Source organism: Dolomitihabitans soli, assembly GCF_022213955.1.
GTDB lineage: Bacteria > Actinomycetota > Actinomycetes > Streptosporangiales > Streptosporangiaceae > Streptosporangium_A > Streptosporangium_A soli.
Genome location: NZ_JAKNTW010000013.1, coordinates 86,666 through 111,946, shown reverse-complemented (window position 1 = coordinate 111,946; position 25,281 = coordinate 86,666). Strand labels below are relative to the sequence as shown.

The 25,281-nt window shown below is 70.7% G+C and carries 25 protein-coding genes; 10 read left to right on the top strand and 15 right to left on the bottom strand.

What is annotated here, in order from left to right; all coding sequences use genetic code 11:
• Positions 1-214 precede the first annotated feature (214 nt).
• Positions 215-1,081, top strand: coding sequence for an RNA polymerase sigma-70 factor (locus MBA17_RS25770; RefSeq protein ID WP_238499153.1), 867 nt, complete (start codon positions 215-217; stop codon positions 1,079-1,081).
• A gap of 55 nt (positions 1,082-1,136) precedes the next feature.
• Complete coding sequence (locus MBA17_RS25765; RefSeq protein WP_238499152.1) at positions 1,137-2,084, top strand: EamA family transporter; 948 nt, start codon at positions 1,137-1,139, stop codon at positions 2,082-2,084.
• Between the two features lie 189 nt (positions 2,085-2,273).
• On the opposite strand, the gene MBA17_RS25760 is transcribed toward MBA17_RS25765, so the two are convergent.
• The 3 genes from MBA17_RS25760 to MBA17_RS25750 form a co-directional block, all read right to left on the bottom strand.
• Positions 2,274-2,645, bottom strand: a complete 372-nt coding sequence (locus MBA17_RS25760; protein ID WP_238499151.1) for a hypothetical protein — start codon at positions 2,643-2,645, stop codon at positions 2,274-2,276.
• Entirely contained in the window at positions 2,642-2,998 is a 357-nt protein-coding gene (locus MBA17_RS25755; RefSeq protein WP_238499150.1) for a response regulator transcription factor, read from the bottom strand. The genes MBA17_RS25760 and MBA17_RS25755 overlap by 4 nt, the downstream gene beginning before the upstream one ends.
• Before the next feature lie 99 nt (positions 2,999-3,097).
• On the bottom strand, positions 3,098-3,664 hold the full coding sequence (locus tag MBA17_RS25750) for a biotin transporter BioY (protein WP_238499149.1): 567 nt from the start codon (positions 3,662-3,664) through the stop codon (positions 3,098-3,100).
• A 140-nt stretch (positions 3,665-3,804) separates the two neighbouring features.
• Between MBA17_RS25750 and MBA17_RS25745 the strand changes: the two genes are divergently transcribed.
• Entirely contained in the window at positions 3,805-4,737 is a 933-nt protein-coding gene (locus MBA17_RS25745; protein WP_238499148.1) for an HpcH/HpaI aldolase/citrate lyase family protein, read from the top strand.
• Between the two features lie 5 nt (positions 4,738-4,742).
• On the opposite strand, the gene MBA17_RS25740 is transcribed toward MBA17_RS25745, so the two are convergent.
• Positions 4,743-5,333 (bottom strand): DUF6529 family protein, encoded by a 591-nt coding sequence (locus tag MBA17_RS25740; protein ID WP_238499147.1) that lies wholly within the window; start codon positions 5,331-5,333, stop codon positions 4,743-4,745.
• On the bottom strand, positions 5,330-6,010 hold the full coding sequence (locus MBA17_RS25735) for a hypothetical protein (protein ID WP_238499146.1): 681 nt from the start codon (positions 6,008-6,010) through the stop codon (positions 5,330-5,332). Before MBA17_RS25735 ends, MBA17_RS25740 begins: the two co-directional genes overlap by 4 nt.
• 103 nt (positions 6,011-6,113) lie before the next feature.
• On the opposite strand from MBA17_RS25735, the gene MBA17_RS25730 reads away from it, so the two are divergent.
• Entirely contained in the window at positions 6,114-7,103 is a 990-nt protein-coding gene (locus MBA17_RS25730) for a CPBP family intramembrane glutamic endopeptidase (RefSeq protein ID WP_238499145.1), read from the top strand.
• 1,445 nt (positions 7,104-8,548) lie between these two features.
• Positions 8,549-11,224 carry a hypothetical protein gene (locus tag MBA17_RS25725; RefSeq protein WP_238499144.1) on the top strand — a complete coding sequence of 892 codons (2,676 nt, stop codon included), beginning with the start codon at positions 8,549-8,551 and terminating at the stop codon, positions 11,222-11,224.
• Positions 11,225-11,266: 42 nt separating this feature from the next.
• Here MBA17_RS25725 and MBA17_RS25720 read toward each other — a convergent pair whose 3' ends face one another.
• Complete coding sequence (locus MBA17_RS25720; RefSeq protein ID WP_455432848.1) at positions 11,267-11,677, bottom strand: NUDIX hydrolase; 411 nt, start codon at positions 11,675-11,677, stop codon at positions 11,267-11,269.
• Between the two features lie 74 nt (positions 11,678-11,751).
• On the opposite strand from MBA17_RS25720, the gene MBA17_RS25715 reads away from it, so the two are divergent.
• The 3 genes from MBA17_RS25715 to MBA17_RS25705 all read left to right on the top strand — a co-directional run bounded on the left by MBA17_RS25715 (position 11,752) and on the right by MBA17_RS25705 (position 14,176).
• A complete protein-coding gene (locus tag MBA17_RS25715) occupies positions 11,752-12,390 on the top strand; it encodes a DUF6758 family protein (RefSeq protein ID WP_238499143.1) in 639 nt (212 codons plus the stop codon).
• A gap of 47 nt (positions 12,391-12,437) precedes the next feature.
• Complete coding sequence (locus tag MBA17_RS25710; protein WP_238499142.1) at positions 12,438-13,157, top strand: MBL fold metallo-hydrolase; 720 nt, start codon at positions 12,438-12,440, stop codon at positions 13,155-13,157.
• 71 nt (positions 13,158-13,228) lie between these two features.
• Positions 13,229-14,176, top strand: coding sequence for a RecB family exonuclease (locus tag MBA17_RS25705; RefSeq protein WP_238499141.1), 948 nt, complete (start codon positions 13,229-13,231; stop codon positions 14,174-14,176).
• A 29-nt stretch (positions 14,177-14,205) separates the two neighbouring features.
• On the opposite strand, the gene MBA17_RS49680 is transcribed toward MBA17_RS25705, so the two are convergent.
• The 3 genes from MBA17_RS49680 to MBA17_RS25695 all read right to left on the bottom strand — a co-directional run bounded on the left by MBA17_RS49680 (position 14,206) and on the right by MBA17_RS25695 (position 15,690).
• Complete coding sequence (locus tag MBA17_RS49680; RefSeq protein WP_455432863.1) at positions 14,206-14,730, bottom strand: TetR/AcrR family transcriptional regulator; 525 nt, start codon at positions 14,728-14,730, stop codon at positions 14,206-14,208.
• A 40-nt stretch (positions 14,731-14,770) separates the two neighbouring features.
• Positions 14,771-14,878 (bottom strand): hypothetical protein, encoded by a 108-nt coding sequence (locus MBA17_RS50560; protein WP_455432847.1) that lies wholly within the window; start codon positions 14,876-14,878, stop codon positions 14,771-14,773.
• A gap of 77 nt (positions 14,879-14,955) precedes the next feature.
• Positions 14,956-15,690: an SDR family NAD(P)-dependent oxidoreductase gene (locus MBA17_RS25695; RefSeq protein ID WP_238499139.1), complete on the bottom strand. Its 735-nt coding sequence runs from the start codon at positions 15,688-15,690 to the stop codon at positions 14,956-14,958.
• Between the two features lie 67 nt (positions 15,691-15,757).
• Between MBA17_RS25695 and MBA17_RS25690 the strand changes: the two genes are divergently transcribed.
• Both MBA17_RS25690 and MBA17_RS25685 read left to right on the top strand, forming a co-directional pair.
• Positions 15,758-16,348 carry a TetR/AcrR family transcriptional regulator gene (locus MBA17_RS25690; protein WP_238499138.1) on the top strand — a complete coding sequence of 197 codons (591 nt, stop codon included), beginning with the start codon at positions 15,758-15,760 and terminating at the stop codon, positions 16,346-16,348.
• An 803-nt stretch (positions 16,349-17,151) separates the two neighbouring features.
• Positions 17,152-17,976 carry a permease-like cell division protein FtsX gene (locus MBA17_RS25685; RefSeq protein ID WP_238499137.1) on the top strand — a complete coding sequence of 275 codons (825 nt, stop codon included), beginning with the start codon at positions 17,152-17,154 and terminating at the stop codon, positions 17,974-17,976.
• Between the two features lie 358 nt (positions 17,977-18,334).
• Here the strand turns inward: MBA17_RS25685 and MBA17_RS25680 are convergent, their stop codons facing one another.
• From MBA17_RS25680 to MBA17_RS25655, 6 genes are all read right to left on the bottom strand, one after another.
• Entirely contained in the window at positions 18,335-19,909 is a 1,575-nt protein-coding gene (locus MBA17_RS25680; RefSeq protein WP_238499136.1) for an MFS transporter, read from the bottom strand.
• Positions 19,910-20,048: 139 nt separating this feature from the next.
• Positions 20,049-20,798 carry an SRPBCC family protein gene (locus MBA17_RS25675; protein WP_238499135.1) on the bottom strand — a complete coding sequence of 250 codons (750 nt, stop codon included), beginning with the start codon at positions 20,796-20,798 and terminating at the stop codon, positions 20,049-20,051.
• Position 20,799: 1 nt separating this feature from the next.
• Positions 20,800-21,096 (bottom strand): hypothetical protein, encoded by a 297-nt coding sequence (locus MBA17_RS25670; protein WP_238499134.1) that lies wholly within the window; start codon positions 21,094-21,096, stop codon positions 20,800-20,802.
• 115 nt (positions 21,097-21,211) lie between these two features.
• Positions 21,212-22,114 (bottom strand): oxygenase MpaB family protein, encoded by a 903-nt coding sequence (locus MBA17_RS25665; RefSeq protein WP_238499133.1) that lies wholly within the window; start codon positions 22,112-22,114, stop codon positions 21,212-21,214.
• 9 nt (positions 22,115-22,123) lie between these two features.
• The gene (locus tag MBA17_RS25660) at positions 22,124-23,002 is read right to left on the bottom strand and encodes an alpha/beta fold hydrolase (RefSeq protein ID WP_238499132.1); all 879 of its coding nucleotides are present in this window, start codon (positions 23,000-23,002) and stop codon (positions 22,124-22,126) included.
• Positions 23,003-23,483: 481 nt separating this feature from the next.
• Positions 23,484-25,208 carry a DEAD/DEAH box helicase gene (locus MBA17_RS25655; RefSeq protein ID WP_238499131.1) on the bottom strand — a complete coding sequence of 575 codons (1,725 nt, stop codon included), beginning with the start codon at positions 25,206-25,208 and terminating at the stop codon, positions 23,484-23,486.
• Positions 25,209-25,281: the final 73 nt, after the last annotated feature.

Here is a 25,281-nt window from a genome sequence, read left to right as displayed (position 1 = left end):
GGCCACGACGTCGGGAGGATCGCCCCCGGGCCCGTCGAACCGCCGGCGCGTTCGCTCTCCGGCCGGCTGGGTTTCTCGTCGCATGTCACGTTTCGGGCGGCTGGGAGGTCCTGAGTGGTGAAGAGCCAAGGAGGTCACGAGCATGGGTCGAGTCGAGGGCCCCGGGGATGTGCGGGTCCGGTCCGGTGGTGTGGTGTGCCGTAGCGTCTGTGGAATGACGGGTGGAATGACGGAGACCTTCGAGGAGCATCGGTCGCTGCTGTTCGGCATCGCGTACCGGATGCTCGGCAGCGTGGCCGACGCCGAGGACATCGTCCAGGACGCGTGGCTGCGCTGGCACGGCGTCACGGGCCCGGTCGAGAGTCCGCGTGCCTATCTCGCCAGGACGGTCACCAATCTGTCGATCACCCGGCTCCGTTCCGCCGCCGTGCAACGGGAGTCGTACGTCGGTCCGTGGCTGCCCGAACCGTTGGTCACGGCGCCGGACGCCACGGAGGATGTCGAGATGGCCGAGTCGATTTCGATGGCGATGATGGTGGTGCTGGAGAGCCTGTCGCCGCTGGAGCGGGCGGTGTTCGTGCTCAAGGAGGTGTTCGGCTTCTCCTACGGGGAGATCGGCAGGGCGCTGGACCGCAGCGAGTCGGCGGTGCGCCAGGTCGGCCATCGCGCCAAGTCGCACGTCCAGGCCAGGCAGCCGCGCTTCGACACGTCGGACGAGACGAACCGGCGGGTCACGGCGGAGTTCCTGGACGCGTGCCTGGGCGGTGACATCAACAGGGTGATGGAGATGCTGGCGCCCGAGGTGACCGCGTGGACCGACGGCGGCGGCAAGATCTCGGCGGCACGACGCCCGTTGCACGGCGCGGACAAGGTCGCCCGCTGGCTCCTGGGCGTGCTGACCAGGAACGCGCCGTCCGGGCTGGAGGCGCACGCCACGACCGTCAACGGCCGGCCGGGGATGGTGTTCACCACCGACGACGGGGTCGACTCGGTCAGCAGCTTCGAGTTGGTCGATGGCAAGATCAGCGCGATCTGGCTGGTCCGTAATCCGGACAAACTCGGTGGTATTGCACCACCCTGAGTCGATGTGACAGCATCAAACACATCTAACGGTAGTTACACAGGTTGGGTGTGTCATGAAGAGAGCGGCACTGGCCATCGCGGTGGTCTCCGCGGCCTGTTTCGGGTTCTCCGGCCCCATGGCCAAATTCCTCGCGGCGGGGGGACTTCCTCCGCTGGAGGCCGTGTGGTTGCGGATGGCCGGCGCCGCCGTGCTGCTGCTCGCCGTACTGGCGATCTTCAAGCCGAGGGCGTTGCGCATCCCGAAGAAGCGGTTGCCGTTCACGGCCGCGTACGCCGTCGTGGCGGTCGCGGGGGTGCAGGCGCTGTTCTTCCAGGCCATCACGCGGTTGCCGGTCGGGGTGGCGCTGCTGATCGAGTTCACCGCGCCGGTGCTGGTCGTGGTGTGGGTCAGGTTCGTGCGCGGGGTACGGCTGCCGCGGTCGGCCTTCATCGGGGCGGTGGTCGCGGTGGTCGGGCTGGGCATCGTGGTCGAGGCGTGGCAGGGGATGAGGCTGGACGGGATCGGGCTGCTGCTGGCGGCGGGGGCGGCCGCGTGCTGTGCCGGATATTTCCTGCTCAGCGATAGTTTCGGGCCTGAGGTCGATCCCCTCGGCCTGATCGCCTGGGGCCTGGCCGGCGCCGCGGTCGCACTGGCGCCGCTGGCGCGGCCGTGGACCATCGACTGGTCCGCCCTCGCCGGGACCGCCACGCTCGGCGGCAACACGCTTCCCGTCCTGGGCGCGTTCCTCTGGCTGATCGTGGTGGCGACGGTCCTCGCCTACATCACCGGCGTGAACGCGGTTCGCCGGCTGTCGGCGGCGGTGGGCGCCACGGTCGCCTCGCTGGAGGTCATCGCGGGCGCCGTCATCGCCTGGGTGCTGCTCGGCGAGGCGCTCGGCCCGTTCCAGATCGTCGGCGGGCTGATCGTCATCACCGGCGCGATCCTGGCCCAGCGTGCGACCGCCCTGGCGCCCCCGGCACCCGGCGTCGTCAGGGAGTCGGAGCCCGTCGGCGTGGCGTGAGCCGTACGGGCCGCAGGTCGGGGCGTGTGGGGCGAGCCGTACGGGTCGGAGCTTGGGATGGGCCGTACGGGCCGCAGGTCGGGGCGTGTGGGGCGAGCCGTACGGGTCGGAGCTCGGGGTGAGCCGTACGGTCGCAGGTCGGGGGTGTGGCGTGAGCCGTACGGCCGGAGGCTTTGAGGTGGGCCGGGCTCAGGAAGCCTGAGGCTGTGGGGTGAGCCGCACGACGTGGGAGTCGCGGGCCCAGCGGACCGTCATGCCGGCTCCGTCGGGCGCGTTGAGGCGCTCCTTCGCCAGCACGGCCACCGCCTCGGCGGCCACCGCCTGGTCGATCACCTCCACGGCGGCGTCGAAGGCGACCAGTTCACCGCCCTTGTCCTTGCTGCGCAAGGTGACCCGCACCCGCGTCGCCTCGGCGAGGCCGGGGAGGTGCTGTTCGTCCCCGCCCGTCACCAGATAGATCGCGCCGTCGTGCCACGCGTGCCAGGCCAGTCTCGGCCGGTCCAGCGAGATCCACAGGACGCTCGACTTCTTGGCGCCTTCTTCGATCAGCGGCAGGCTCACAGGACGACTCTATGACCACCTTCCGCGCCGAGGGCGCGCACTCGGGCCACGAGTTCCGGATAGGTGAACGGCTTGGGCAGATAGGAGTCGGTGCCGAGCGGCGGTACGGCGGTGCCGGCGGCGGCGATGAGCAGGATGCGCGCCGGCGAGTCGGTCAGGAGGCGGCGCATCTCCACGTGGGACATCGCCGGGGCGTCACGGTCGATGATGATCACGTCGTACTCGTGGGCGGTGACAAGTAATTTGCCGATGTCACCGTCATAGGCGACATCGGCGGTGATGCCCTCGTCTCGCAGACCTTCGGCAACGATGTCGGCGAGCGTGGGTTCGTCTTCGACGATGAGGACGCGCACGCTGTTACCCCCCTGGGTGAAAGCGGGCGACGCCCGCCCCTCAAATCTCGCACGTAGCCCGTTAAGGTCAATATAAGGCGGATTTGAGGGGCGCCCCGCTCAGCGGCGCGTCAACCGCCAGGCCACCGGCAGCAGCCCCGCCGCGACCAGCACCTTCAGAGCGTCGCCCAGCAGGAACGGCAGCACGCCGCCGGCCACGGCCCCGGACAGGTCCAAGCCGTTGGCCACCATCAGCCAGGGCACCCCGATCGCGTAGATCAGCAGCGTGCCCAGGCCGATCGTGGCGAGCGTGCGCAGCGGCGTACGGTCGCCGCCGCGCTTCGCCAGGGCCCCCACGACGGTGGCGGCGAGGACGAACCCGACGACGTACCCGAGAGTGGCGTTGCCGCCGTCGGGGGCGAACCAGGGCAGGCCGATCTGACCGAGAGCCACGTAGAGCGCCATCCCCAGGAAGGCGCGCACCGGCCCGAGCGAGGCGCCCGCCAGCAGGACGGCGAAGGTCTGCAGCGTCACCGGCACGACCGTGCCGGGAACCGGGAAGCTGATCTGGGCCGCGAGCCCGGTGAGCCCCGCCGCGCCGACGACCAGGGTCGCGTCACGGACCCACGCCCCCGGCAGGAGGTCACTCAGTACGGCGCGGCGATCCACCGCGGAGACGTTCGCCATGTTGTTGCTCCCTTACGTTGGTTGCCACCATTCTTCGGACATACGCCGCGCAAGGGAACTCCATCCACGCCAAGAACGGCCACCCGCCTTTGTGGTGGCCCGCCACAGACCGGCCCCGCCCGCCCCGCTAGCGTGTGCCCATGCGCTCACGTCGCTCCTGCCTGGCGGTGCCCGGCAGCAACCCGCGGTTCCTGGAGAAGGCGCGGGGACTGCCCGCCGACGAGGTGTTCCTCGATCTGGAGGACTCGGTCGCGCCGCTCGCCAAACCGGAGGCCCGCCGCAACATCGTGGCAGCGCTGCGCGAGGGCGACTGGGGCGGCAAGGTGCGCGTGGTGCGGGTGAACGACCTGACCACCCAGTGGACCTACCGCGACGTGATCGAGGTCGTGGAGGGCGCGGGGGAGTTCCTCGACTGCCTGATGCTCCCCAAGGTGCAGGATCCCGGCCAGGTGGTCTGGCTCGACACGCTGCTCACCCAGATCGAGCGGACCATGGGCTTCGAGGTCGGCCGGATCGGCATCGAGGCCCAGATCGAGAACGCCCGCGGGCTGGTCGCCGTCGACGCCATCGCCGGTTCCTCGCCGCGGCTGGAGACGCTGGTCTTCGGGCCCGCCGACTTCATGGCGTCGATCAACATGCGCACCCTGGTGGTGGGGGAGCAGCCGCCCGGCTACACCGAGGGCGACGCGTACCACTACATCCTGATGCGCATCCTGATGGCCGCCAGGACCCACGACCTGCAGGCCATCGACGGCCCGTACCTCCAGATCAAGGACCTCGACGGCTACCGCAGGGTGGCCGGCCGGGCCGCCGCGCTCGGCTTCGACGGCAAGTGGGTGCTGCACCCCTCCCAGGTGGAGGCGGCCAACGAGGTGTTCTCACCCGGCCAGGACGACTACGACCACGCCGAACTCATCCTCGACGCCTACGAGCACGCCACGACGGTCGAACGGCGCGGCGCGGTCATGCTCGGCGACGAGATGATCGACGAGGCGTCCCGCAAGATGGCCCTGGTCATCGCCGCCAAGGGCCGTGCCGCCGGGATGACGCGCACCTCGTCCTTCACCCCCTGACGCAGTCAGAGGGTCACCCCGATCGTGGTGAAGAACCACAGCGACGAGGTGAGCCAGAGTCCGACCAGGGCGGTGAACGCCAGGCCGCCGAGCGCGGGCAGGCCCCAGCCGGGCAGCCCGCGTTTGGGGAGCGCGAGCATCTTGGCCGTGAACACCCCGTAGAAGAAGCAGCCGAGCAGTGAGTGGATCATCACCCGTGGCTCGTCGTACCGCGCCCCCAGCGCGTAGAGGCAGTGGAAGGCCACCGGGATCGTCAGCACGAAGGCGATCCGGCCCGACCAGCGGTGCAGCGTGCCGATCCAGGCCGGCGCGGCGACCTTCAGCCTGCCGTACATGATCAGGGCGGACGTCATCTGGACGACGGCGCCCAGGAAGGCGCCCGTGGTCAGCCACGACTTCATGGCGAGCGGCCCGGAGAAGCCGGCGGGGCCGACGGCGAAGCCGGTCGGGGTGTGCAGGCCGCCGTAGACGCCGAGGGCGACCGCGACCACGCCGCCGGCCAGCAGGGGGAGGAGCAGCGTGACCAGGCTCCGCCGGGGAGCGCCCGGTGCGAGAGCGGGAGGGCCCTGGAAAGGGCTGGGCTGGGGGATGGTCATGACGTCATCTCCTCGATGAACCCGTCCACGTCCTTGGCCTCGACGCGCTCGCCGTCGATCGTGGGATCCGCGCCGGGGGTCAGCGTCGGAGTGGGGACCTGCTTCTCGCCGAGTGAGGTGAAGCCGGTCTGCGTGCCGTCCGCCAGCACGATCCAGCCGGACTTGAGCCGTGCGCCGCGGATGATCGCGCTCGCCCGGTAGAGCCCGGACGGCTTGCGCGCGGTGGACGCGGAGAAGTCCCAGCGCTGCCTGCCCAGCTCGATCTCACCGGAGGCCCTGCCGTCCTTCAGCCGGGCGGTCACCGAGGAGTCGCCGAAGCCGTCGAGCTCGACCGCCCCATCCTTGGCCTTGCCCTTGAACCACGCCTCGATCTTGCCGTCGCAGAAGTAGGCGATCGCCTTCCCGTTGCGGACGGAGACGGCGATCAGCCCCTGGTTCCCCTTGACCCGGCCGGCGAAGTCAGCGCGTATCGGGGTGGGCTTGGCGGTTTTGGCCGCTTTCGGGGATGGGTTCGCATTGGTGTCCACCGGGGTGTTCCCCGGTGCGCTCGCGGCCGGCGCGAGGGCGCCGGCGGCCGTCGGTTCCGTGCCGGGTGTCGCGGTGACGCTGAGCACGCCCAGCGCGACGGCGAGAGATCCTCCCGCCGCGAGCGTCAGTAAAGGTCCCAGCCTTGCCATGGCTCTTCTCCCTGGGTCGTCTTCTCCGTCCTCAGAGTCGGCCCGATCCGCGCCGCCGTCTATGAACAAATGCGCACTGCACAAGTTGGGAACAATGGGAGGCATGGCCGACTACCACCCGTACGGGCCGCCGCAGCCGCCACCGCCGCAGCCGTGGATCAGGCGCGCCGAGCCCGGGACGAGATACGACCACTTGGCCCGTACGACGGCGCACCGATGGTGGCGTCCCCTGCTGGGCACGCTGCTGATCGTCGCGGGCTTCCTGCTGGTGTCCCTCGCGGTCCTGTTCGGCGGTTTCTTCGTGTCCCTGCTGCTGGGCACGCCGCTGCTGCGGAGCGACGGCGTGACCTTCACCCAGCCGCTCATGGGCATGGGCGTGACGCTGCTGTCGCTCGCGCTGGGACTCCCGATCGTGTACGGCGTGACCTGGCTCGTCCAGCGCCGCCCGCCGGGCACGCTCTCCTCCGTGGTCGGGCGGCTGCGGTGGAGCTGGATGCTGTTCTGCGTCCTGCTCGCGTTGCTGGCCGGGGTGCTCGGGCAGGCGGCGATAGCCGTGGCGTACGCGCTGACCGGCGAGCCGGTGTCCGGCCTGTTCGGCTGGGCGGGCTGGGAGAGGTTCCTGCCCGGTCTGGTCATCGCGTTGCTGCTGGTGCCCTTCCAGGCGGCGAGCGAGGAGTACGTCTTCAGGGGCTGGCTGCTCCAGGCGTTCGGCGCCTACCTGCGTACCCCGTGGCCCGCGATCCTGCTCGGCGCGGCCGCGTTCACCGCGCTGCACGGCTACACCGACTGGGGGATCATCGACGTGTTCGCCTTCGGCGCGCTGATGGGCTGGCTGGCGGTCCGCACCGGCGGGCTGGAGGCGCCCATCGCCCTGCACGTGGTCAACAACATGCTCGGGTTCGGCATCAGCGCGGCGGCCGGCACGATCGAGGACACCCTGCGGCAGGGCGCCGTGGCCTGGCAGTCGATGGCGGGCACAGTCGTGCAGTTGACCGTCTTCGCGGTCCTAGTGCTCGTGTACGCGCGTAAGAAGTCCGTCCGCACGACCTCCCCCGAGGCGTGGCGGCCGCCGGCGTTGCCGGTGAACATGTAGCGGACCGCTGACCGCGCTTCCCGGTCGGGACGGTAGGGCGGAGCCGAATGCCCGGGTTGGCCGCCGGAGGAGCCGTTCGTCCGATTGCGCAGGTCCCCGGCGAGGCTCGTACGGCCGGCGTCGAGCCGTCGAGTCGTCGATTGAGAAATATGACTAGAGATCTCGCCACAGGGCGTCTGTTGTGTTGCCCTGGAGGGGGTACGAATTCGCTGACGGCGGGAGGTGATCGTCTCTGGATCCGGACATCGGGTTCCCCTTGTGCACAGGCGAATGCGAAGGGAGGCACCTGAAACGGTCCGTGTGTGATACTCCGAGCCTGGGAGGGTTCGGCGACCGCCCGGACCCGCCGGCACGACCGCTTCACCGTGATTCACGCCCGATGGAAGACTCCCGATGAGGAGGTGCTGAGCGTGGCCACGGGCCCCCACGACCCGCGCTCACGACAGGGACCGCCGGACGACGACGGCACCCGCGACGAGGTGACACCCGGCTCCCCGCCACAGGAGCCACCCACATCCCCTCCGGCACTCAAGCACTCCCCGCCCGGACCGTCCGGAGACCCGGGCACGGGCGGGCCGCCGGCGTCGCCCTGGGTCCTGCCTCCCTTCTCCGCGCCGACCGCCGAGGAGCCCGCCCCCGCCCCCCGCCGCCGCCCCTACGCCCCGCCGTACGGCCCGCCACGCCACGGGGCCACTCCGGAGGAGGCGAGGCCCCCGGAAGGCCAGGAGGGCGGCCAGGAGCCGCCTAGAGGGCGTCCTGAGCGTCCCGACAAACTCGTCGCCATCGGCCCGCCCCGCACCCCGAGCCGGCCACGCACATCGAGCGAACCGCCTGCACCAGGCGAACCGCCTGTATCCAACGTGCCGCCTGCACCAGGCGAACTGCCTGTACCGGATGTGTCGCCTGCACCGGGCGAACAACGCGGATCCAACGAACCAATCGCATCGAACGAACCACGCACCCCGAACGAACCACGCACCCCGAGCGAGCCGCCCGCGCCGGGCAAGTCGCCCGCGCCGGGCCGCACCGGCCACGGCCGTCGGCCGTACTCATCACCGGCGGAGACCGCCGCCGCCAGAACCGGTGACGAGGTCACCGCCGCACCGGAACACGCCCCGCCCCCGGGCCCCTGGCAGGAGCCACCGGCACGACCTCAGGAGCATCCTGAGCCGGAGCGGGCCTGGGAGCCGGAACACCGGCCGGAGCCAGGATCGGAACCGGAGCCGACGTGGGAGCGCCGGCGAGAGCCGGAACCGGGTCCGGAGTCCACGTGGGAGCGCCGGCAGGAGTCCGAAGCGGCGTGGGAGCCGGGTTCGGAGCTGACGTGGGAGCGTCGGCGAGAGTCGGAGTCAGGTCCGGAGTCGCCGTGGGAGCCTCGGCAGGAGCCTGAGGCGGCGTGGGAGTCGGAGTCAGGTTCGGAGCCGACGTGGGGCCGGTTGGAGCCGGTGTGGGAGCGCAGGCCTGCCGCGGCGGGGGAGTGGGAGCCGGAGGGGGAGGCCGGGCACCGGGCTGAGCGGGCGGGGGCTGCCGGGGAGGAGTCCGGCGAGGAGTCCGAGGAGCTGAAGCTGACCTGGGTGGACCTGCGGTCCGCGATGCCGCGGGAGGAGCCGCCCGAGCCCGAGCCGCGATGGGGTGACCTGTACGGGCCGGAGCGTGAGCCGGCGCCGGACGAACCGGTACACCGGGTGGGACGACCGCCGGGCGGCCGACCGACGCGGCCCGACCGGCTCGTGGCGCAGGGTCCGGCGCGCGAACCCGCCCAGGGCGGCCGGTACGAACGCGGCTCCGATCCGCCTTCGGCGATGCGGCGCTCCAGCCCGACCCGCAGACGCAGGAGCGGACGCGGGCTGGCGACGCCGTTGCTGGTGGTCGTCGTGCTGGTGGCCACGGTGGGCGCGGGCGTGCTCGTCTGGCAGTGGGTGGCCGGCCCGGTGACCACCGGTCTCATGCTGGCCGACGGGGCCGGCGAGTCGGGCGACAACGCGTTCGCGGTGCCGGGGGGCGGCGCGGGTTCGAGCCAGGTCCTGAACGCGGTGCACTCGGCGGGCGACACCATCGTGGCGGTCGGCAGCGACACCACCAGCCCGGTGCCCCGTCCGCTCTTCCTGATGTCGAAGAACAACGGCGAGACCTGGCAGCTGGGAAACGTCACCGGCCAGGGCGGCTACGAGTCGGGTCCGAGCACGGTGGGCCGGGTGGCGGGCGGCGACGGGCGCTGGCTCGCGGTGGGCGACACGACCGGCGGCGCTCCCCGTGGCCTGTGGACCAGCCCTGACGGGTTCAGCTGGGCCGCCGCTCCGGCGCGCAGCCTGGCCGCGTTCCGCGGCGGCGATCGGATCATGGACATCGCCCGGACCAAGTCGGGCTTCGTCGCCGTCGGGTCCACCGTCCTGGGCGACGGGTCGGCCGGGCCGATCGCCTGGGTGTCGCCCGACGGGCGGTCCTGGACCCGGGTGGAGAGCCGTGACATCGGCACCCCCGACAAAGTACGCGCGATCAAGACCGTGGTGGCCAGGGGCGACGCGGTGGTGGCGCTGGCCGATCCGTCGGAGGGCGCGTCCACCTCGGTCATCCTGCGGTCTCCCGACGGCGGGCGCGACTGGCTCCGCACCGGGGCCGCGCTCCCCGACGTGGCGCCGAGGCCGGGTGCGCTGGCGGTGGCGGCCGACGGGTTCGTGCTGGTGCCGACCCGTCAGCGTTCGAACGCGGGTGACGTGCTCGTCTACTGCTCGCCCGAGGGCGGCGAATGGGCCAGGTGCGGTTCGATCAAGGGGCTGCCGCGCGCCAGCACCGGCGTCAGCGGCCTGGCCTCGTCGGCGGCAGGCGTGGCGGCCGTCGTCGAGACGGGCTGGGAGAAGTACGCCGTCTACACCAGCGAGAACGGCAGGAAGTGGGGCAGGAGCGCCGACCTGGGCGCGGTGTCCGGCACGCTGCGCGCGCTGACCATCTCCGACGCGGGCACCCTCGTGGTCGGCGGTGACAAGCGCGCCGCCGAGGTGGACAACGAGCTGGTGCTGATGACCGCGCCCAAGGGCAGCGCCGCCCGGCCCGTCCCGCTCGGCGAGATCGAGGGCCTGACCCGCATCGCCCGCGAGACCAGCCGGCTGGCCGCGTCCAAGGGCACGTACGTCGCGGTGGGCGCGGCCGCGGGCGAGGCCGGGATCTGGACCAGCCGCGACGGTCAGTCCTGGACGGCGGCGGGACCGGCCTCGATGCTCGGCGGGCCACGCCAGCAGTCGCTGGGCGACGTGGTCCACGGCAGGAAGGGGTGGCTCGCGGTGGGCGGCACCATGAGCAACGCCTCCGCCACCGAGCCGATGCTGGTCACCTCCGAAGACGGCGCCTCGTGGCGGCGGGTGCCGGCGACGGACCAGCTCTCCCCCGCCGGGGACGACTACTTCCTGGTGCCGCACGCGGTCGCGGCCGGCGAGTCCGGCTACGTCATCGCCGGAGAACGCCGTTCCCCGTCCGGCACCGTGCCCGCCCTCTGGTTCACCCCCGACACGAAGAGATACAACCGCTCGGCCAAGCTGCCCGCCGGCGGCGCGGGCGTGCGCATCCACGACGTGTCGGCCACCGCGGGCGGCTACGTCGCGGTGGGCGGCGCGGGTACGGCGGAGCACGAGAGCGGCGTCGTCTGGGTGTCCGAGGACGGCGTCAACTGGACTCCCCGCAAGCGCGTGACGCCTCCCGACGCCACGTCCGCCGGGCTGAGGCACGTGGTGGCCGTGGAAGACAAGATCTTCGCGGTCGGCGACGCACGGCTGGACGGCGGCCGGAGACCGTTCGCCGCCGTGTCCGCCGACAACGGGGTCACCTGGGAGTACGGCTGGCTCCCGGCCGAGCAGGCGGCGGCCGTAGAGGATCTCGCGGCGTCGGCGGACGGGATCGTCGCGGTCGGCTGGCACGGCGGCGGCGGCGAGGGCGACAGCGCCACCTGGACCTCGGAGAACGGCGTGGACTGGCAACGGCAGGGCCTCAACCAGGCCGGGCTGGCCGGGCTGGGCGCACAGTGGCTCCGCGCGGTCGCCATCTCGGGCGGCGACGTCGTGGCCGTGGGCAGGTCCACCACCTACAGCGCCGACCATCTCACTTTGTGGCGGACCAATTTCCACCGGTGACGCCCGAGGCCGGTCAAGGATTCGGGGCGGGTGTCGGGTGTCTCAGCTTGCGGCGGACCAAGTCGCGTCGATGACGCCCCACCCGGTCAGCGCGTCGAGGAGGCCGTCGGTCAGCGCCACGGGAAGCTCGCCCCGGGCGAACCATCGGGCGTCGGCCGCGTCGTCGCCCGGGAGGAGGGCGCCGCCGGTGACCGTGGCGAGATAGTCGCGGATCACGTAGACGACGCCGGGCCCGCCGGGCCGTTCGACCGTCCCCGCGAGGCGGCCGACCGAGACGCGCAGGCCGGTCTCCTCCAGCAGTTCTCTGCGCAGCGCCTGATGGTCGCTCTCGCCCGGCTCGACCCGGCCGCCGGGCACCGACCACAGGCCCTGGCCGGGCGGACGGCCTCGCCGTACGAGCAGGAGCCGGTCGGCGGGGTCGAAGACGATGGCTCCCACACAATTTACGCGCACTTGGACAATATTACGGTGCGGTAACGAGCTGTGCTCTTGACGAACGGGGTTGTCAGGAGGAACCGTGAATAGTCGTGAGAGCCGCGCCGATTTGTCCGCGGTGTTTCGGTCAGGTCCGGGCACCGAGCGCGTGGTCCAGCGCTTGGCGCTGTGGCGCGCACGGTGACGTTCTGCCGCTCCAGCCTCCGTGGCAGCCGTCCCGGGCGGGGCTGGAGGCCGTTCGCCGGATCGCGAGGGTGCCCGTCTGGCTGCCGTGGCCGTTGCCGTCCGGCTGGCTGGTCACCGGGTTCGCCGAGGCGGGCGACCAGCGCAGTGGCACCCGGGCCAGCGTGACGGCGTTGGGCGGCCCCTCGGTCACGCACGGCCCCGCCGACCTGGTCATCGTCGCGGAGGAGCCGGGAGTGGGGCTCGGGGCGGGCTTCGCCGGGCTGCCGGGGCCCGATCCGGGGGAGGGCTTCGGCGACGGGCCCCCGCACGCGAAGATCGACGTGTTCGGCCATCCGACCTCGCTGTGGTGCGTGGACGGCGGCGCGGACCGCGCGGTGTACGCGGGCGAGGCGCTCGGCAACTGGCTGTGGGCCATCGCCTGGCCCGCCGAGACCGGATGCCTGATCGCCCTCGACCGGCTCTCCCTGCGCGACCTCCGCGACAACGACCAGGACTTCGACCTTCCCTACGGCGCGTTCTCCCCGCGACTCCCCGACGACGCCTGACGGCGAGACGATTCGCATCACTACCAAGACGGGATAGGGTCTGCAGCGTGACAGCGCGTATCGAGCGAGTGGTGACCGAAGGTGTGCTCGACGTCGACGGCGTCGAGCACAAGGTCGAGAACAACACGTGGATCATCGGTGACGACGAGGAGGCCATCGTCGTCGACCCCGCGCGCGACGCGGAGGGGATCCTCGCGAAGGTCGGCGACGACCGGGAGGTGCTCGCTGTGGTGTGCACCCACGGGTTCGCCGACCACGTGGGCGCGGCCATCGAGGTGGCCGCCCGTGACGAGGCCGTCGTCGCCCTGCACCCCAAGGACCGCAGGATCTGGCGCGAGACGTGGTCGGAGACCTGGCCCGACATCGAGATGGAAGACGAGGGGCTGTTCGGCGTCGCCGACGTCCAGCTTGAGGTGATCAGCACGCCGGGCATCAGCCAGGGCGGAGTCTCCCTCTACTGCGAGGCGCTGGGCGTGGTCTTCACCGGAAAGACCCTGCAGGCCGACGGCCCCGGCAAGCTCGGCGGCGAATACCCGGCCCTCGCCGACCAGCTCACGGCCATCGGCGAGCGACTGTTCACGTTGCCGCACGACACCCGGGTGCTGCCCACGCACGGCGAGGAGACCACCATCGGCGATCTGGAGCGTCACTTCGACGACTGGATCTCCGGGTCGCTCACCCGTCCCCCGGGCGAGGCCGCTCCCGAGGCCCCGCTGACCGACGGCACCCGTGCCGCCGGCATCCGGATCAACCCCAGCGACAACTGACCGCCGCTCTCGCCGATTCTGTCGGTGGGGCGGCGTAACGTTGCGGGCTGGGCGAGGTGTGGGAGTCGGCAGTGGAGCAACTCGGGCTGGAGGGAATGCCGCGGCGGCTCTACTCGTGCACGCCTTCGCGGCTGAACGCGTGGCTTGACTGCCGCAGGCGTTACCGGTTCACCTATCTCGACCGGCCGGCGCCGCAGAAGGGTCCGCCGTGGGCGCACAACAGCGTCGGCGCGAGCGTGCACAACGCGCTGGCCGGGTGGTGGCGGGAGCCCTACGACCGGCGCACCGTGCCGATGGCCGGAGTGCTGCTCACCGGCGGCTGGATCACCGAGGGTTTCCGCGACCAGGAGCAGTCCACCACGTGGCGCGACCGAGCCCGCGAGATGGTGTCCGGATATGTCACGACGCTTGACCCGTCCGACGAGCCGATCGGCGTCGAGCGGACCGTGGCCACCCGCACCTCCGTGCTCGCCCTGTCCGGACGCGTCGACCGCCTCGACCGGCGTGGCGACGAGCTGGTCGTCGTCGACTACAAGACCGGCCGCCGCCCCCTCACCACCGACGACGCCCGCTCCTCCCTCGCGCTGGCGGTCTACGCCATCGCCGCCTCCCGGATGATGCGCCGCCGCTGCCACCAGGTCGAGCTGCACCACCTGCCGACCGCCTCCATCGTCACCTGGGAGCACACCGACGAGTCTCTGGCCCGCCACCTCCACCGCGCCGAAGAGGTCGCCGAGGAGGCCGCCGAGGCCGACACCCGCTACCGCGCCTGGTCCACCGCCTCGGCCAAGAAGACTCCCGACCGGGGAACGGCTCCCGCGAGGGAAGCCGGGAGCGCCGCCTCACCGGGCCAGCGCCCCGCCGGCCGTACGCCTCCGGTGCTCCCGCCCGAGCTGGACCAGGCCTTCCCGCCCAGCCCCGGCCCGGTCTGCTCCTGGTGCGACTTCCGCCGCCACTGCCCCGAGGGCCAGACCGCCGGCACGGCCCGCCAGCCCTGGGACGGCCTCGCCGACCCGTGACCCGTGGCCGGGTGATTGGCGCGCAGGCGTCACCGGCCGGTTTGCGCATACTGGTCTAGGACAGCCTGTATGACCGTGTGGATCGACGTGCCCGGATCGTCCGGCGCGCCGGTGGTCAGCGCGGTGAACAGGATGCCCAGCACGCTCATCTCCAACAACATGGCGTCCTGTTCGGTGATGGCGATACCGGCTGCGCGGCATTGGCGGACGATGAGATCGCGCCTGCCGCGAAGGGCGCCGGTCAGCATGCGCCGCAAGTTGGGGTTGCGGTTGGCCTCCAGGTGCAGCTCGAACAGCGCCAGCGACTCGTTGGGTACGTCGGCCACCATCATGTTCAAGACGGTTGCCAGGGCCCCTTTGAGATGGGCGCGGTCAAGTGGGCGCACCACGTGGGCGTCGACCCGTTCGTCGAGGCGTCGGGTCAACCGCTCGATGATCCCGTTCAGCAAGGCGTCACGGGTGCGGAAGTACCGTGAGGTTGTGCCGGCGGGGACGTCGGCGGTGGCGTCGACGGCCCGATGGGTCAGTCCACGGGATCCCTGTTCGGCGAGCACCGTGATGGCGGCGTCGGCGAGGTGGTCGCGGCGCTGTGGGTTAGGTGGTGGCACGGTCTCGGAGGGCTCCCAGGTCGGTGTGGTCTGCCGGGCCACACCATTTCACCAGCGCTGATCGGATGCCCTCATCGTCTCCGGCCCAGGCCACGTATCCGTCGGGGCGGATCAGCGCCGCTCGCTGCCCCAGTCCGCTGAGCGGCCGCGCCTGCCGTACACGATCCAGCGCTAGAGGTTGGCGCCGCCGGTGGCGTCGATCGTGGAACCGGTGATGAAGCTCGCCTCGGAGGAGGCGGCGAAGGCCACCGCGGCGGCGATCTCCTCGGGGGTGCCGATGCGGTTGACCGCGTGGCGGGCCGCGGCGTAGGCGGTGGCGTCCGGGTCGCCGCGCAGCCAGGCGGCGTTGGCGTCGGTGTCGATGATGCCGGGGGCCACGTTATTGACCGTGATGCCGCGCGGGCCGAGCTCCTTGGCCAGGCTGAGCGTGAACGCCTGCAGCGCGGCCTTGGTCATCGCGTAGACCATCCCCTCGGGGAAAGCGATCCTGGCGGCGCCCGAGGTGATGGTGACGATCCGGCCGTGATCGGGGATCAGCGGCACGAGCTGCTGGGTGAGCAGGAACGGGTCGCGCACGTTGACGGCGAACATCCGCTCGTAGCTGTCCACGGTGACCCCGCCGAACGGCTGATGCAGGCCGATGCCGACGTTGTTCACCAGGATGTCCAGCCGGTCGCTCTCCTGGGTGAAGCGCTCCACCAGCGACTCCACGGACCCCGGCGTGCCAAGCTCGGCCTGGATCGCGAAGGCACTGCCGCCCGCCTCCTCGATCGCCCGCACGACCTGTTTGGCCGCGGCGTCGTCGCGGGCGTAGTTGACGGCTACGCGGACGCCGTCGCGGGCCAGGCGGGAGGCGACTGCGCGGCCGATGCCCCTGCTCGCGGCGGTGACAAGTGCGGTCTTCATGGGAAAACCTTTCTGTAGCGATCGATACAGAAAATCATAACATAGTGATCGCTATAGAATGCAAGCCATGGCGAGACAACGGACCTTCGACCGAAACCTGGCCCTGGAACGGGCGCTGGTGACCTTCTGGGAACACGGTTACGAGGCCACCTCCATCGCGGCCCTCACCACCGCCATGGACATCAGGCCGCCGAGCCTGTACGCCGCCTTCGGCGACAAGAGACAGCTGTTCCAAGAGGCGGTCGCCCACTACCAGCAGACCTACGGGGCGTTCACCGAACGGGCGCTCGCCGAGGAGCCCAGCGGCAGGAGCGCTATCAAGCGGATCCTCGAGGAGGCCGCCACCGAATACAGCGACGACGGCCACCCGCATGGCTGCCTGATCATCTCCGGCGGGGTGAACTACGGTCCGGAGTCGGCCGAGGTGGCCGCCTGGCTGCGCACGTTCAGGGACCGGGCCAAGGCCGGGCTCAAGGCCAGGATCGACGCCGACATCGCAGCCGGGCTCTTGCCCGCCGATACCGACGCGAGAGCGCTGGCCACCTTCTACGCCTCGGTGATCCAGGGCATGTCCGCCCAGGCACGGGACGGCGCCTCAAAGCAGGAGCTCGGCCGGGTCGCCGAGCTGGCGATGCGCGCCTGGCCCGCACCAGCGTGATCACGAAGCTACGTCGTGGTCCAGTCGAGACCGCGCGCGAGCCTCGATGCCATCGCCGATGAGGCCGCTGTCGGGTGCGCCATCGGCGATCACGAGCAGGCCCGCACAGCAGGGCTTCGGCGACCTCGGCCCCTGAATGTCCTCCAGGAAGGTCTCTCCAATTCGGGTCTCGATCTCGGGTCCGGCCGAGATACAGCTAGAAACGGCCATGAGCGATCATGTTCGTAATCTCGGAAGCGGACGGGAGCCTCTCCAGGCCCAGGGACGCGGAATCCCGGAAGTCCAGCCTGGAAGCGACTTCCGAGATTGGCTGATCTCGGAAGTGAAGGCCAAGCTGAGCCGTATCGGCGACTTGCCATCCGCCCAGGTCAACGGCTTCAAGATCAACTCGTGGCCGATTCTGGCCCTATCTCGGTTGGACCCGGGGGTGGCGCGCGTTCATGGATGGGCGTTCGCCGGGGAAGCCGACTCGACGTCTCCTGGGCAATCCGCGCCGTGACAACTCGGTGCGGGTCCCTACCCCGCCGAAGGACTCGCCATCATCATCGTCGGCGTCACCGCCGAAGTCGCGCGCCGAATGCTGGACCAGACGTTCGGCGAAGGGCTCGTCACACCGCCGGCCATTCCCCGGTCCTGGCGGGCGAAATCCCAGTTCAGGAGCCTGTCGAGGGATATCCGCCCGAATCTTCGCGAGTTCTACCGCGACCCGCACGTGATGACCGTTCTGTGGTAAAGATCATCCTATGCGGACGCCGGAATCGGAAGAGTTGTGGGATGGATCCCGATTAACCAGACGGGTAGCAGTGCGCCGGTATGCCGTGCACGGACTGCTGCTGCGATGGCTCCGGCCAGAGATCAGGCGGCGGCTGGTGACCACGGTCATGGTGACGGGGTCGGCCGTGCTGATTCTGCTCGGGGCGGGTGGCGCCGCCGTCTCGCGTCCCGGCTCGCTGTTTCCGGCCCCCGACTGGGCCTTGCCGATGACCGGTGTGTACAGCGTCTTCCTTTGCGATGACGCGTCGGAGAACTGTGCCGGGTCGGCGACCGCCGAGGAGAAACGCGCGATTGAGGAGCGGCTCCATGGCCTGCCAGAGGTCGCCGACGTGGAATTCGTGTCCCGCCAGGACGCGTATGACCGGATGGTCGCGATGATGCCAGACGAGCCGAAGTACGTCGCGGCGATAACGGTGGATGGAATGCAGGAATCATTCCGCGGCATGCTCGCGTCCACCGATCAGATCGCGGCCTTCCGCACGGCGATCGGCGACATGCTGGGAGTGACGAACGTCATCGTCTTCCGCTCCACCTTCCCGCCGGGGATGGTGGACGTCGCCATCAGCCTCTGCCCGGCAACGCTGGCCGACGCCTGCGAGGGGCGTGGCGGCGTCACGTGGGACCAGAAGCGGGCGGTCGAAGAGCGACTCTCCGCGATGACCGGCATCAAGCGGATCTATTACGCGGACGAGGACTACTCGCGGCGGCTCATCGATCACATGCACGGCGGAACCGGCGACTCCGACGAGCCCCCCGGCTACGAGGCGTACCTCATCAAGGTGGACGACGCGCGAGCGATCGGCAGGATCAAGGCCGGGTTCGAGAGCATGCCAGGTGTGGCGAGCGCCCACTAGGTCCAGCAGGAGCCGTGACCCCTGCACCTTCCCTTCCGGTGATTGCGCCGACTCCTCTTGGAGCCCGCGCCGTCCCAGGTGGCGATGGGCTGCGCTCCGCCAATGAACTCATCAACCGGGCGCTGGCGCCGTACCCGGACGAACCTGATCACCGCGACCAAGGTCTAGCCGGGCCGGGACCCGTCGGGCGAGTGGTGGTGGGTCACGCCAGAGCAACGCACTCGGATCGGCTCGCTGGACGGGGCGATGCGCGATTCTGTGCCGGACGCTTTCAGCGAAGAAGAGCCCCGACGGGCCATGGTGGCCTGTCGGGGCTTCTCGCAGATGACTCAAACCCAAGGGAACCGCCTCTGAGGGTTCAGCGGGAGTCGGCTCCGGCGAGGGCCGGTTCCCGGGCGGGGGCGGGGGCAGGGGCGGTCGGGCGGTCGGTGTTGCGGAGGAGGGCGATGGTGAGGGCGGCCAGGGTGAGGAAGACGACGGCGCCGATGGCGGCGACCGTGTTCAGGCCGCTGGTGTAGGCGGTGCGGGCGGCGTCGAGGAGGTCGGCGCCGAGCGCGGCCGGGAGCTGCTGGGCGGTGGCCACGGCGGAGGTGATGCTCTCGGTGGCCTTGCTCGCGGCTTCGGCGGGGAGGTCGGCGGGCAGGGAGCCGGGGAGCTGGGTGCGGTAGACGAGGGTGCCGAGGCTGCCCAGTACGGCCACGCCGAGAGCGACGCCGAGCTCGCCGCTGGTCTCGGAGATGGAGGCCGCCGAGCCCGCCTTCTCGGGCGGGGCGGAGCCGAGGATGAGGTTCATCGTCAGCGACATCGGGAAGGCGATGCCGCCCGAGGCGAGGACGAGGCCGACGACCAGCGGGACGAGGCCACCGGTGCTGCCCACCTGGGTGTGCAGGAGGAGTCCCGCGCTGCCGATGGTCAGGCCGGCGGCCATGACGTAGGCGGGGCGGATCCGCCGGGCCAGGACGGGGGCGAGCAGGGAGCAGGCCACCATCGCGACGTTCTGGGGGAGCAGCCACAGCCCGGCGCTCAGCGGCGAGAGCCCTTCGACCGACTGCAGGAAGAGGGTGGACAGCAGGGTGGTCCCGGCCATGACGACCCCGGCGAAGACCGCCGTGCCCATCGCCGTGCTGAACGTGCGGTCGGCGAACAGGCGCAGGTCGAGCAGCGGGTTGGCCAGCCTCCGCTGCCGCCGGGTGAAGAGGACGGCGAAGGTCACACCGGCCGCGATGGCCACGACGGGCAGCGGCTGCCAGCCGTTCCGCGCCAGTTCCTTGATCCCGTAGATGACCGGCAGAATGGCGGCCAGGGACAGTGCCACGCTGGTCAGGTCGAGGCGGCCGGCGGCGGGGTCACGATACTCGGGGAGCAGTTTCGGGCCGACCACGAGCAGCAGCGCCATGAACGGCACGCCGAGCAGGAAGGCCGAGCCCCACCAGAAGCTCTGGAGCAGGATCCCGCCGACGAGCGGGCCGAGCGCCATGCCGCCCATGAAGCAGCTGAACCACACCCCGATCGCCAGCCCCATCTGCTTGGGGTCGGGGAACAGGTTGCGGATCAGCGCCATGGTCGACGGCATCAGCGTCGCCCCGGCGATCCCCAGCAGCGCCCTGGTCGCGATGAGCATCTCCGGGCTGGTCGAGTAGGCGGCCAGCACCGAGGCGACCCCGAACGCGCCCGCTCCGATCAGCAGCAGCCGCCTGCGTCCGATGCGGTCGCCGAGCGTGCCCATCGTGACCAGGAAACCGGCGAGCATGAACGTGTAGATGTCCATGATCCACAACTGCTCGGTGGTGTCGGCCCCGAGGTCGGTGCTCAGCCACGGAAGCGCCAGATACAGCACGCTGATGTCCAGCGACAGCACCATGGTCGGCAGCGCCAGTACGGCCAGCCCGATCCACGCTCGCCGCCCGGTTCTACCGGCTTTGATGATGTCCATAACAAGGCCTTTCGTAATGGTCTGGTCTAATCAGTCCCGATCGGCGGGCCGTACCTGGTGTGCATGCTGTGAGCTGGGGTTCCTTCATCGGGTGCCGGTCCGGCGTGACCGGCACCCGATGGTCGTGCGCGGACGGGGGCTAGCCGGCCAGGCCGGTGAGCCACTTCTGCCAGGCCGGCTCGATGTCCTGCTGGTCGGCGGTGGTGGAGTAGTCGTGGTGCTCCACGACCAGCGTGCCGTCATGGCCGTAGATCAGCCGGTAGATCCCGTCGGAGGTGCGGACCCCCAGGAAGGTGTGGGCGTCGACGTAGTCCACGACCCCGTCGACCGCCGGTAGCCCGGGGACGGTGAGCCGTGCCTTGTCTCCCTCGGCGACCGTGCCGGTGACGTCGAAGGCGGCCGTGAAGGCGGCCCATGCCCGCTTCTCGTCGCCCACCTTGGGGCCGGGGAGGAACAGGTTGCGGCGGGAGATCCGGCCGTAGAAGTGGGTGACGTACTGGGCGAGCTTGTGGAGGTACATCGCGTCGCCCTTCTGGAGCGCGTCGTACTCGGTCTCCCAGTCGTCGCTGAGGAAGCCGCTGTGCACGAACCTGACCACGGTGCTGCCGCCGGCGCGGCCCTCGATGAGGTATTCGAAGGCCATGAACGTGCCGTCTTCGGCCTCGTCGCCCTGGTAGGCGAATCGCTTACCCGGCTCCCAGGCGGTCACCGTGGACTTCGAGGTGTCGCCGAAGAAGCTGAACCGCACCGTGCCGCCCACGCCGGGCTCGATCTCGTTGCGCCCCATGAACCAGGAGTCGACGCCCGGCCCGGAAGAGATCGCCTCCCACACCTGCTCGGGGGTCGCGTCGATCTCGATTTCCTTGCTGATCGCGAACTCGTGCGCCATTTCAGGTCTCCTGGAACTTGTTCTTCGGTTGGGAATGGATGGCGACGATCAGGCGGTGCTCCCGCCCGCCCTCCGCCGCTTCATCGTGATATTTGCTGACGAGCGTGCTGAGCGCACTCGTCAGTTCTTCGGCGAAGGCCGCCCGGGTGGCCGCCGAGGCGAACCGCACCCGGCCGTCCAGCGCGAACGTCGCCACGTCCTTGCCGGCCGTAGCCGAGCCGGCGATCAGATCGCTCACCTCGCGCTCCAGCCGGGTGGCCAGCGCGACCAGCCAGTCTGCCGAGAGCGAGTAGGTCATTGATCACCGCCTTTTCCTGCATGAGGCAACTCTGCCATCCGACTAACTAAATTGTCAAGACAAAAAAAGTTGTCGGTGCCACACAAGTCAGGCCCACGCCTGTGACGTGCGGTGATTACCGGTTCGGCCAGCGGTTGGGATCGGTGAGGCCGCGCAGGCCGTTGCCGGTGTCGTACCCGGCGTCGCCGAGTCGCCGGCGGGCGCCCGCGAGCATCTCGCGGGTGGCGGCGCTGAAGGCCCGCTGGTGGACGGAATCGGGCAGCGAGTTCATGGCCAGCCGGAAGGCCGTCAGCGCGGCCGTGACGGCGCCGCCGGGGACCTCGGGCAGCACGCCGTACATCCGCCGGGCCCAGGGCGGGAGCGTGTAGTAGCAGAGCGCGCCGAACGGGACGTAGAGGCCCTTGACGGGGTTGAGACGGCGCAGGTTCGCCGGGAGCCGGGGCCACAGCAGGAAGCGGACGGTGGCGGCGGCCTCGGGGGTGACTTCGAGCCGGGGGCGCATGCCGGTCAGATAGTCGTTCAGGTCGGCCACCGAGCCGGGCACGTCCTCGGCGTGCAGGCCGACATAGGTCGCGCTGCGGCGCTGCTCCGCGACGTAGCGGTCGGCCTGGCGGTCGCTGAGCCGCAACCCGCCGCGCCTGGCCACCTCCAGGTAGGACGAGACCTCGGCGCAGTGCACCCAGAGCAGCAGCTCGGGGTCGTCCACCCGGTGGACCCGGCCCGTGCCGGGATCCCGGACGCGCAGGCCCCGGTGGATGTCGCGGACCCGCCTGCCGACCGCGTCGGCCTCCTCGGGGCTGCCATAGGTGACCCGGCCCACGAAGTCCGCGGTACGGCGGAGCCGGCCGAACGGGTCCTCCTGGAAGTTGGAGTTCTGCCAGACGCCGCGCATCGTGAGGGGATGCAACGCCTGGAGCATGAGGCCCCGGACACCGCCCACCCACATGGCACGGTCGACGTGGACCAGCCAGGTCACCGAGTGCGGAGGCTGGACGACGACGTCCTCGATGCGCGCCATCGGAGCGACCTACACGCCACCGAGAAGGCTGGCCTCCGCGGCGTTCCAGAACCTGGTCAGCGCCGCCGCCGTGGTCTCCGGCGCCTCCACGGCGGGCGAGTGGACCGCGCCGGGCAGCACCACGCAGTCGGCCGCGAGCCGGTGGGCCATCTCGGCCTGCGAGGCCGGCGGCCAGCCGTCGTCGTGCTCGCCGAACAGGACCAGGGTGGGCACCGCGATCTCGGCCAGGTCGTCGGTGCGGTCCGGGGCAGTCAGAACCTCGTTGGCCATGGTGGCCAGGCCGGTCACCGAGTTGGCCAGCAGCCGCTTGCGCAGGAACGAGATGATCTCGTCGGGCACGCCCGCGGCCAGCGCCTCCGGCTCCATCCGGTTGGCCCACACGTAGTCGACGCCGTGCTCGGGCAACTCCCGCACCATCGTACGGCCGGCCCGTTCGCGGGGGCCGACGATGGCGCCGGGACCAGAACTCATCAACGTGTAGGAGGCGAACTTGGTGCGCCCGTCGATGACCGCCTCACGGGTGACGAGGCCGCCGAAGGAGTGCCCGAGCAGGTGCAGGGGCTCCTCACCGGCGATGGCCTCGGCGAGCGCGTCGATGTCGTTGCCCAGCGCCGCACAGCTGTAGGCGGACGGGTCGTCGGGCCCCGGCGTCTCGAACTGGCCCCGCATGTCGATGGCGATCACCCGGCGGCCGGCCTGCGCGAGGGTCTGCAGGATCGCGATGAAGTCTTCCTTGCTCCCGGTGAGCCCCGGGACCAGGAGCGCCGGCCAACGTTCCGGAAAGCCGCTGACGGGGAGCGCCTCCAGCGCGGCGAAGGTGCCCAGCGTGGTCTCGATCTGCTGGGGGCGGACGCCTGGAGGCAGGGTCAGGAATCGCGGCGTACTCACGTGGGACCACAATACCCAGCGGTCACGCCCTCGACACCGTCTAGCCGTCTATACCGGTTTCGACGGCGGAATCGGGGCGGGGCGCGGTGGTTGCCATGGTGGGTTGCGCGGGCGGGCTCGGGTGGTGAACCGGGGTGGAGCGCGGTGGTTGCCAAGGTGGGTTGCGCGGGCGGACTCGGGTGGTGAACCGGGGGTGGGCGCGGTGGGTTGCGCGGGTGGTTTGGGTGGTGAATCGGGGTGGGCGCGGTGGTTGGCGTGGTGGGTTGCGCGGGCGGTTTGGGTGGCGAACCGGGGTGGGCGCAGTGGGTTGCTCAGGCGGATATCGGTGGTGAACCGGGATGTGAGGGCGGCGGGCCTCTGTGCCGGGAACAGTGGTGATGATCTGGCGGTGCCGTCGCGGGTGTAGCCGGTTTCGCGGAGGACCGGAGACGGCGAAGGGCCGCCCGGAGATGTTCCGGGCGGCCCTTCGGGTGCTCTTCGCTCAGCTGCGGCGCGGGCTGTTGCTCGAGCGATTGCCGCCGGGACGGCGGCGCTGCTGCATGCGCTCGGTCGCCGCGGAGGGCGCGATGTCGTCGTCTTCGTGGGCCAGGTCCGGTGACTTGAAGATCACCGAGAACGGGCTCGGAGGGACGATGCGCTCGGGTTCGGGCGCGGGTGCGTGTTCCATCTGCCCGCTCACCTCCTCGATCGTCGGTTCTGTGGTGGGTGTCTGCGGGACCTCGGCGAGGGTCACGTCCGGGTTGAGCCCGGCGGACTTGGACCGGGTCCTACGCGTGCGTGCCTGCTCCTGGATCGGTGCCGCACGCTCGGGCTCGGGCGCGGGAGCCGTACGGGGCTCGGGTGCCGGGGCCTTGCGGGGCTCGGCTGCGGTGCGGGTCTCGGGCTGGCTTTCCGGAGTGGTCACCGTCTCGTCCTCGGCGCCGCGCCCGCCGCGGGTGCGGCGGCGCTGGCGGGTCTTCGCGGGACGCTCGCGGCGTTCCTCGGCCTCCCGCCGGTCGTCGCGCCGGTCCTCCCGGCGCCCTGTCGTGGGACGGGTGCGGATGCGGCCCGTCTCGCCCAGGTCCTCGATCTCCTCGGCCGCCAGCCCGGCACGCGAGCGATTGGCCTGCGGAAGGACCGCGCGGGTCCCCTCCGGGATGAGGAGATCGGTGAAGATGTGCGGCGAGGTGGAGTAGGTCTCCGCAGGCTCGGCGAAGTCAAGGCCGAGCGTGTTGTTGATGACCTTCCAGCGAGTGAGGTCCTCCCACTCCACGAAGGTCACCGCCACGCCCGTGCGCCCCGCCCGGCCGGTGCGGCCGATGCGGTGGACGTACGCCTTGTCGTCCTGGGGGCAGTCGTAGTTGACGACGTGCGTGACGTCGTCGATGTCGATGCCCCGAGCCGCCACGTCGGTGGCGACCAGCACGTCGATCTTGCCGCTGCGGAAGGCCCGCAGAGCCTGCTCACGCTGGCCCTGGCCAAGGTCTCCATGGACGGCCGCCGCCGCGAAGCCACGCTCGCGGAGTTGCTCGGAGACCATGTCGCAGGCGCGTTTGGTCTCGCAGAAGAGGATGGTGAGCCCGTGGCCTTCGCACTGGAGCAGCCGGCCGACGATCTCGATCTTGTCCATCCGATGGACGCGATAGACGAACTGGGTCGTCTTCGTCGCCTCGTCGTCGATGTCCTTGTTCTCGGCCCGCACGTGCGTGGGCCGGTTGAGGTAGCGCCGGGACAGGGTGACGATCTCGCCGGGCATGGTGGCGGAGAACAACATCGTCTGCCGCTCGGCGGGCACCAGCTTGATGATGCGCTCGATGTCGGGCAGGAAGCCGAGGTCAAGCATGCGGTCGGCCTCGTCGAGGACGAGCATCGCGATCTGACTGAGATCGAGGTGCTTCTGCTTGACCAGGTCGAGCAGCCGTCCGGGGGTGCCGACGATCACGTCGACACCTGCCTTGAGGGCCTCGATCTGCGGCTCGTACGCGCGCCCGCCGTACACGGACAGGATGCGGGAGCCGAGCTTGCCACCAGCGGTGACCAGGTCCTCGGTGACCTGGAGTGCCAGCTCGCGGGTGGGCACGACCACGAGGCCGCGCGGCTTCTTGCGGTTCTTGCGGGGCTTGCCGATGCGTTGCAGCATCGCGATGCCGAACGCATAGGTCTTTCCGGTGCCGGTGCGCGCCTGGCCGATAACGTCCTGGCCGCTCACGGCGAGCGGAAGTGCCATCTCCTGTACGGGAAACGGCGTCGTGATGCCCTCGGTCTCGAGGGCATCGGCGATCTCTGGAATGACTCCGAGG